Here is an 8557-nt window from a genome sequence, read left to right as displayed (position 1 = left end):
TTCCAGGCTTGCGGCGAGTTCCAGCCCGGCGACCAGGCGAATGGCACTTGCTGACGCGGTTCGACCGAGCCCGAGTAACCTTCCATGGAGAACGAGAACGCGGTGTCGTTGTCCTGGGAAGTACGCGGTTCGTGCACGCTGATGTCGGCGCGCATGGCGGTCCGGCCGCTGTAACGCAGCGGTTCGCGAGCCAGTTTCAGGCCCTTGATGCGGAACGCGGCGGACGGTGCGGCGCTGACAATGCCGGCCAGTTGCGGAGTGCTTGCGGCACAGGCAGCGGTGACGTGGTCCAGTTGGGTCCAGTCGATCGGCTGGTTCAACAGGGTGGCGCGCAGGGCATGCAGCCAGCGCCAGCCTTCGTGAACCATGATGCTAGCGTCGAGGTAAGTCGGGTCAAAGACCTGGAAGAAGCGCTGGGCGCGACCCTCCTGGCTGACCAGCGTACCGTCGCCTTCAGCGAAGCTGGCCGCTGGCAGAACCAGGTGCGCGCGATCGCTGGTGGCGGTCTTCTGATGGTCCGCCACGATCACCACTTTCGCGGCGTTCAGGGCGGCATCGACCTTGGCTTTATCGGTACGGGTGTACAGATCGTTTTCCAGCACGACGATGGCGTCGGCCTTGCCGTCAATCACCGCTTGCAGGGCTGCGTCGACCGACTCACCACCGAGCATGGCCAGGCCGAGGCTGTTGGCCTCTGGCACGATCAGGCTGATGGAACCGTTCTTCTCGCGCAGCTTCAGGGCTTTGGCGATGTTTGCCGCGGCTTCGATCAAGGCTTTAGAGCCGAGGGAAGTACCGGCGATGATCAGCGGCCGCTTGGCGGCGAGCAGGGCGTCGGCAATGCGCTTGGCCAGCTCAAGGGCTTCAGCGTCCAGGCCTTCAACGGCAGGCGCGCTGGCGTCGAGGGCGTGAGCCACGGCGAAACCGATGCGGGCCAGGTCGTCTGGCGCCGCGTGAACGCATTCTTCAGCGATGTCGTCGAGCTTGGTTTCAGCCAGGCTGGCGATGAACAGCGGGTTCAGAGCGTTCTGACCGATGTTCTTCACGGCGGCGTCGAGCCAAGGCTGAACGCGCATGGCGTCCGCCATGTCTTCGGCTTTGCCTTTGACCGATTGACGCAGGGACAGGGCCATACGCGCAGCGGTCTGGGTCAGGTCTTCGCCGAGGACGAAGATCGCGTCGTGGTCTTCGATGTCGCGCATGTTCGGGATCGGCAGCGGGCTGTCTTTCAGCACCTGCATGACCAGGCGAATGCGTTCCAGCTCAGCGGCTTCGATACCGGAGTAGAAGTGTTCGGCGCCGACCAGTTCGCGCAACGCGTAGTTGCTTTCGAGGCTGGCACGCGGCGAACCGATGCCGACGATGTTGCGACCGCGCAGCAGATCGGCCGCTTTATCCAGCGCTTCGTCGAGCGTCAGCTTGGCGCCGTTGGCCAGCAATGCCTGACGCGGGCGATCTTTGCGATTGACGTAGCCATAGCCGAAACGGCCACGGTCGCACAGGAAGTACTGGTTCACCGAACCGTTGAAACGGTTTTCGATGCGACGCAGTTCACCGTAACGCTCACCCGGGGAGATGTTGCAACCGCTGGAGCAGCCATGGCAGATGCTCGGAGAGAACTGCATGTCCCACTTGCGGTTGTAGCGCTCGGAGTGAGTCTTGTCGGTGAACACACCGGTCGGGCAGACCTCGGTGAGGTTGCCGGAGAACTCGCTTTCCAGGGTGCCGTCTTCAACGCGACCGAAGTACACGTTGTCGTGGGCGCCGAATACACCGAGGTCGGTGCCGCCGGCGTAGTCCTTATAGAAGCGCACGCAGCGGTAGCAAGCGATGCAGCGGTTCATTTCGTGGGAAATGAACGGGCCCAGTTGCTGGTTCTGGTGAGTACGCTTGGTGAAGCGATAACGGCGCTCGTTGTGGCCGGTCATCACCGTCATGTCTTGCAGGTGGCAGTGACCACCTTCCTCACAAACCGGGCAGTCGTGAGGGTGGTTGGTCATCAGCCATTCAACGACGCTGGCGCGAAACACTTTCGCTTCTTCGTCGTCGATGGAGATCCAGCTGCCGTCGGTAGCTGGCGTCATGCACGACATGACGATCCGACCACGCTTGTCGTTTTCGTCGGTGTACTGCTTGACCGCGCACTGGCGGCAAGCGCCAACGCTGCCAAGGGCTGGGTGCCAGCAGAAATAAGGGATATCGAGGCCTAGCGACAGACATGCCTGTAACAGGTTGTCTGCCCCATCGACTTCGAGCTCTTTGCCGTCTACGTGGATAGTGGCCATGGTTCAAAGTTCTTCGTTGGCCCGGTGTCAGCGGGCGTGGCTAATGGAATCTTGTTATTCGCGTGAATCAACACAGCCGTTCAAGGCGTCATCACACGACAAAGCGAAGGGCACGGACCCTTCGCTTCTTTAAGCGTTTACGCGCCGACTACGATCGGCCTTGCCAGAGGCGGGACGACGGCGCTGGTAGGCGCGATGCCGGCTTCGAACTCATGGCGGAAGTATTTGATTGCGCTGCCCAACGGCTCCACGGCGCCCGGTGCGTGAGCACAGAAGGTCTTGCCTGGGCCGAGGAAACCGACCAGACCCAGCAGGGTCTCGATATCGCCGGCTTGCCCTTCACCGTTCTCGATGGCGCGCAGAAGCTTGACGCTCCACGGCAAACCGTCACGGCACGGGGTGCAGAAGCCGCAGGATTCGCGGGAGAAGAACTCTTCCATGTTGCGCAGCAGGGACACCATGTTGACGCTGTCGTCCACCGCCATGGCCAGGCCGGTACCCATACGGGTGCCCACTTTGGCGATGCCGCCGGCGTACATTTGTGCGTCCAGGTGTTCCGGCAACAGGAAACCGGTACCGGCGCCACCTGGCTGCCAGCACTTGAGCTTGTAACCGTCGCGCATGCCGCCGGCGTAGTCTTCGAACAACTCGCGACCGGTGACGCCGAACGGCAATTCCCACAGGCCCGGGTTCTTGACCTTGCCGGAGAAGCCCATGAGCTTGGTGCCCATGTCTTCACTGCCTTCGCGGGCCAACGATTTGTACCAGTCCACGCCGTCGGCAATGATCGCCGGCACGTTGCACAGGGTTTCAACGTTGTTCACGCAGGTCGGCTTGCCCCACACGCCAACGGCCGCAGGGAAGGGCGGCTTTGAGCGCGGGTTGGCGCGGCGGCCTTCGAGGGAGTTGATCAGTGCGGTTTCTTCACCGCAGATGTAACGCCCGGCGCCGGTGTGGACGAACAGCTCGAAATCGAAGCCGCTGCCCAGAATGTTTTTACCCAGCAGGCCAGCTGCCTTGGCTTCTTCCACGGCACGGTTCAGGTGCTTGGCGGCGGTGGTGTATTCGCCACGCAGGAAGATGTAGCCACGGTAGGTTTTCAGCGCGCGAGCACTGATCAGCATGCCTTCGATCAGCAGATGGGGCAGTTGCTCCATCAGCATGCGGTCTTTCCAGGTGTTCGGTTCCATCTCGTCCGCGTTGCACAGCAGGTAGCGGATGTTGATGGATTCGTCTTTGGGCATCAGGCCCCACTTAACACCCGTGGGGAAGCCTGCACCGCCGCGACCTTTAAGGCCTGAGTCTTTCACGGTCTGGACGATGTCGTCCTGAGCCATGTCGGCGAAGGCTTTGCGCGCAGCCGCGTAACCGTTCTTGGCCTGGTACTCGTCGAGCCAGACAGCTTCGCCGTCGTCACGCAGACGCCAGGTGAGCGGGTGAGTCTCGGCCGACCGCTTGATGCGGTTGGCAGGACCGAAGGAAGTCAGGGTCATACGTAGCCCTCGAGCAATTTGGCAACGCCGGCAGGCTGCACATCACCGAAAGTGTCATCGTCGATCATCAACGCCGGCGCCTTGTCACAGTTGCCGAGGCAGCAGACCGGCAGCAGGGTGAAACGACCATCGGCGGTGGTCTGACCCAGGCCGATGCCCAGATTGCTCTGGATTTCGCTGACCACGGACTCATGGCCGCCGATGTAGCAGACCATGCTGTCGCAGACGCGAATGATGTGACGGCCGACCGGCTGACGGAAGATCTGGCTATAGAACGTCGCCACGCCTTCAACGTCGCTCGCCGGGATGCCGAGGATCTCGCCGATGGCGTAGAGCGCGCCATCAGGCACCCAGCCACGTTCCTTCTGGACGATCTTCAGGGCTTCGATCGACGCCGCGCGCGGGTCTTCGTAGTGATGCAGCTCGTGCTCGATGGCCGAGCGCTCGGTTTCGCTCAGGGCGAAACGGTCTGTCTGGATAAGCGTGCTGTTCATGCTTAGCGGTCCACGTCGGCCATAACGAAATCGATACTACCCAGGTACGCGATCAAGTCCGCGACCATGCTGCCTTTGATCACCGAAGGGATCTGCTGCAGGTGCGGGAAGCTTGGGGTGCGAATCCGGGTGCGGTAGCTCATGGTGCCGCCATCGCTCGTCAGGTAATAACTGTTGATGCCCTTGGTCGCTTCGATCATCTGGAAGGATTCGTTGGCCGGCATGACCGGGCCCCACGAAACTTGCAGGAAGTGCGTGATCAGGGTCTCGATGTGCTGCAGGGTGCGCTCTTTCGGCGGCGGCGTGGTCAGCGGGTGATCCGCCTTGTACGGGCCTTCCGGCATGTTGCGCATGCACTGCTCGATGATCTTCAGGCTCTGGCGCATTTCTTCGACACGCACGATGCAACGGTCGTAGGCATCGCCATTGGCCGCCAGCGGCACTTCGAATTCGAAGTTCTCGTAACCGGAATACGGGCGAGCTTTACGCAGGTCGAAATCGCAACCGGTCGAACGCAGGCCGGAACCGGTGACGCCCCATTCCAGGGCTTCTTTGGTGTTGTAGGCGGCGACGCCGATGGTCCGGCCACGCAGGATGCTGTTGTCCAGTGCGGCTTTCTGGTATTCGTCCAGACGCTTTGGCATCCACTCGATGAAGTCTTTCACCAGTTTTTCCCAGCCGCGCGGCAGGTCGTGAGCGACGCCACCGATGCGGTACCAGGCCGGGTGCAGACGGAAGCCGGTAATGGCTTCGATCACCGTGTACGCCTTCTGACGGTCGGTGAACGTGAAGAACACCGGCGTCATGGCGCCCACGTCCTGGATGTAAGTCCCCAGGAACAGCAGGTGGCTGGTGATCCGGAAGAACTCGGCCATCATGATGCGGATGACGTCGACCTTCTCAGGCACCTTGATACCGGCCAGCTTCTCGACCGAGAGCACGTACGGCAGGTTGTTCATCACGCCGCCGAGGTAGTCGATACGGTCGGTGTACGGAATGAAACTGTGCCAGGACTGACGCTCGGCCATCTTCTCGGCACCACGGTGGTGGTAACCGACGTCCGGTACGCAGTCGACGATCTCTTCACCGTCCAGCTGCAGAATGATGCGGAACGCACCGTGCGCGGAAGGGTGGTTAGGACCGAGGTTGAGGAACATGTAGTCCTCGTTCGCACCGGAACGCTTCATGCCCCAGTCTTCAGGCTTGAAGCGCGCGGCTTCTTCCTCAAGCTGTTGCTTGGCCAGGGTCAGGCTGAACGGGTCGAACTCGGTGGCACGGGCCGGGAAGTCCTTGCGCAACGGGTGACCTTCCCAGGTCGGCGGCATCATGATGCGGGTCAGGTGCGGGTGACCGGCAAAGTTGATGCCGTACATGTCCCACACTTCACGTTCGTACCAGTTGGCGTTCGGCCAGATGCCGGTCACGGTCGGCACGCTGAGGTCGCTCTCGGACAAGGCGACCTTGATCATTACGTCACTATTACGTTCGATCGACATCAAGTGATAGAACACAGTGAAGTCGGCGCCGCTTGGCAGCCCTTGACGCTTGGTGCGCAGACGCTCGTCCACGCCGTGCAGGTCATAGAGCATGACGTACGGCTTGGGCAGGTTACGCAGGAAGGTCAGGACTTCGACGAGTTTGGCACGGGCAACCCAAAGCACCGGCATGCCGGTGCGGGTAGGCTGGGCGGTGAACGCCTCGGGGCCAAAACGGTTATTCAGTTCGACGACCACATCCTGGTCGTCTGCCTTATAAGGCGGGATGTACAGAGCACTGCCTGTAGTCATGGTTATTTATCGCTTTCGGTCAACGTAAAGAATGAAGCCAGTTTCTCGTTCTATAAAAGAAGCGGATCTGGATCAGACTTCGTCGGGGCTGCGCAGGTTGGTGACTGCGATTCGCTGTTCGCGGCGCTGTTCCTTTTGCGAAGGCATCTCGGCGCGGTACACGCCTTGATCGCCGACGACCCAGGAAAGTGGGCGACGCTCCTGTCCAATCGACTCCTGCAACAGCATCAAGCCTTGCAGAAAAGCTTCAGGGCGGGGCGGGCAGCCAGGCACGTAGACGTCCACGGGCAGGAACTTGTCCACCCCTTGAACGACAGAGTAGATGTCGTACATGCCACCGGAGTTGGCGCACGAACCCATGGAGATAACCCATTTAGGTTCGAGCATTTGCTCGTAGAGACGCTGAATGATCGGCGCCATCTTGATGAAGCAGGTACCGGCGATAACCATGAAATCCGCCTGACGCGGCGATGCCCGGATAACCTCGGCGCCAAAGCGTGCGATGTCGTGGGGCGCCGTGAAGGCGGTGGTCATTTCCACGTAGCAGCACGAAAGACCGAAGTTGTACGGCCACAGGGAGTTCTTGCGCCCCCAGTTGATCGTGCCGTTAAGCACGTCTTCGAGCTTGCCCATGAAAATGTTTTTGTGGACTTGATCTTCTAACGGATCGGAAACGGTTTCCCGTTCGCCAATCGGATACTGCTCGTTAGGAGCATCGGGGTCGATCCTGGTGAGATTGTATTGCATTGCCAAAGCCTCATTGTTTCAGCTTCGCTTGCCGCTTACGACGAGCTTCCGGAGCCCAGTCAAGGGCGCCCACTCGGAATAGGTAGACAAGGCCTGCCAACAGAATTGCTATGAAAACGAGAGCTTCGACGAATCCGGTCCAGCCGCTTTCGCGGACGGACACAGACCATGCAAAGAGAAAAAGGGCTTCGATATCGAAGATCACGAAGAGCATCGCGACCAGATAGAATTTTGCAGAGAGCCGCAGACGGGCGCCACCTGTAGGCAGCATGCCGGATTCGAACGGTTCGTTTTTGCTGCGGCCCCAGGCTTTTGACCCGAGGAGGCTGGAGACGCCGAGCATGAAGGCACAAAGGCCGACGACGCCCAGAAGGAAAATGGCAAAGCCCCAGTTGTGGGCCATGAGTCCTGTCGCTTCGGGCATGCTGGTAATCCTTAACAGAGAGCAAAGGTCTCTGAGCTTGAAAAGAAACAAAGCAGTGACGATATGTCGCAGCAATCAATCCCGCTGATTTTATGGCACAACACCGTGCAAGTAAAATTCCTATAGCGAAATTATTTATAGGAATAAGGACATAGCGCACCTCCAAAGCCCCGCAGCCCATGCGGTTCGGGCATTAGCCGGCATTTCATCAATTATGTTTTGTAGGGAATGTAACGAACATAGTTGTGGCTAAATGATAATCAATATTGTTTGGAGTGGTTTTTAAACTGTTTAACGGGGTGAGAGTCGGGAAGTTGTCTTATATGCGCGTAACAACAAGTAGCGAGCGGGGTCGTTTTACCTTGTTTTCATGATCGAGAAATTGCTCTGGATCAATGATTTTCGCGGGATTTTGAGGTCCATACAGTCCTTGTGGGAGCCGGGCTTGCCCGCGATTGCGGTGTGTCAGGCGCTGCAGATGTCGGTTGGAAGACCGCCATCATCGCGGGCAAGCCCGCTCCCACAGGGATTGATGGTGTTTGTGAAATCACAGGCAAAAAAAACGCCCCGAACCAGTCGGGGCGTCAGATGTGCGACGTTGCGGTTAGCTTTCTATTCGGTCCGCAACGGCCGTTGGCTCAGGCGAATCGGATCAGTGGAACTGTTCTTCTTCAGTCGAACCGGTCAGTGCGGTTACCGAAGACGAGCCACCTTGAATCACAGTGGTCATGTCGTCGAAGTAGCCGGTGCCCACTTCCTGCTGGTGAGCCACGAAGGTGTAACCCTTGGCAGCGTCAGCGAACTCTTGCTCTTGCAGCTTCACGTAGGCAGTCATGTCGTTACGGGCGTAGTCGTGCGCCAGGTTGAACATGCTGTGCCACATGTTGTGAATGCCGGCCAGGGTGATGAACTGGTGCTTGTAACCCATGGCAGACAGTTCGCGCTGGAACTTGGCGATGGTCGCGTCGTCCAGGTTTTTCTTCCAGTTGAAGGAAGGCGAGCAGTTGTACGACAGCAGTTGGTCCGGGTATTCCTTTTTGATCGCTTCAGCGAAGCGACGAGCCTCGTCCAGATCCGGCTTGGCGGTTTCGCACCAGATCAGGTCGGCGTACGGCGCGTAGGCCAGGCCGCGGGAGATTGCCTGGTCGAGACCAGCGCGCACTTTGTAGAAACCTTCCTGAGTACGTTCGCCAGTCACGAACTCTTTGTCGTACGGGTCGCAATCGGAAGTCAGCAGGTCGGCCGCGTTAGCGTCGGTACGGGCCAGAATGATGGTCGGAGTACCGGCAACGTCAGCAGCCAGGCGAGCAGCGGTCAGCTTCTGTAC

Annotated in this window: 7 protein-coding genes; all 7 read right to left on the bottom strand. The window is 59.5% G+C overall.

Annotation, left to right across the window (positions count from 1 at the left end):
- Positions 1–2285, bottom strand: a 2285-nt coding sequence (gene nuoG / locus WLY71_RS28030; protein WP_347806146.1) for an NADH-quinone oxidoreductase subunit NuoG, incomplete at its 3' end; no start/stop codon positions are given.
- A 137-nt stretch (positions 2286–2422) separates the two neighbouring features.
- On the bottom strand, positions 2423–3778 hold the full coding sequence (gene nuoF / locus WLY71_RS28025) for an NADH-quinone oxidoreductase subunit NuoF (protein WP_008146041.1): 1356 nt from the start codon (positions 3776–3778) through the stop codon (positions 2423–2425).
- Positions 3775–4272 (bottom strand): NADH-quinone oxidoreductase subunit NuoE, encoded by a 498-nt coding sequence (nuoE, locus tag WLY71_RS28020; protein WP_008146039.1) that lies wholly within the window; start codon positions 4270–4272, stop codon positions 3775–3777. The genes nuoF and nuoE overlap by 4 nt, the downstream gene beginning before the upstream one ends.
- A gap of 2 nt (positions 4273–4274) precedes the next feature.
- Entirely contained in the window at positions 4275–6059 is a 1785-nt protein-coding gene (gene nuoC / locus WLY71_RS28015; protein ID WP_008146037.1) for an NADH-quinone oxidoreductase subunit C/D, read from the bottom strand.
- 72 nt (positions 6060–6131) lie between these two features.
- The gene (locus WLY71_RS28010; protein ID WP_008146035.1) at positions 6132–6806 is read right to left on the bottom strand and encodes a NuoB/complex I 20 kDa subunit family protein; all 675 of its coding nucleotides are present in this window, start codon (positions 6804–6806) and stop codon (positions 6132–6134) included.
- A 10-nt stretch (positions 6807–6816) separates the two neighbouring features.
- Positions 6817–7230: an NADH-quinone oxidoreductase subunit A gene (locus WLY71_RS28005; protein ID WP_003223812.1), complete on the bottom strand. Its 414-nt coding sequence runs from the start codon at positions 7228–7230 to the stop codon at positions 6817–6819.
- Between the two features lie 652 nt (positions 7231–7882).
- The coding region (aceA, locus tag WLY71_RS28000; RefSeq protein WP_347806145.1) for an isocitrate lyase at positions 7883–8557 on the bottom strand (675 nt) is incomplete at its 5' end.

Source organism: Pseudomonas rossensis (assembly GCF_039888995.1).
Lineage (GTDB): Bacteria > Pseudomonadota > Gammaproteobacteria > Pseudomonadales > Pseudomonadaceae > Aquipseudomonas > Aquipseudomonas rossensis.
This window is presented reverse-complemented; position numbering and strand designations above follow the sequence as displayed.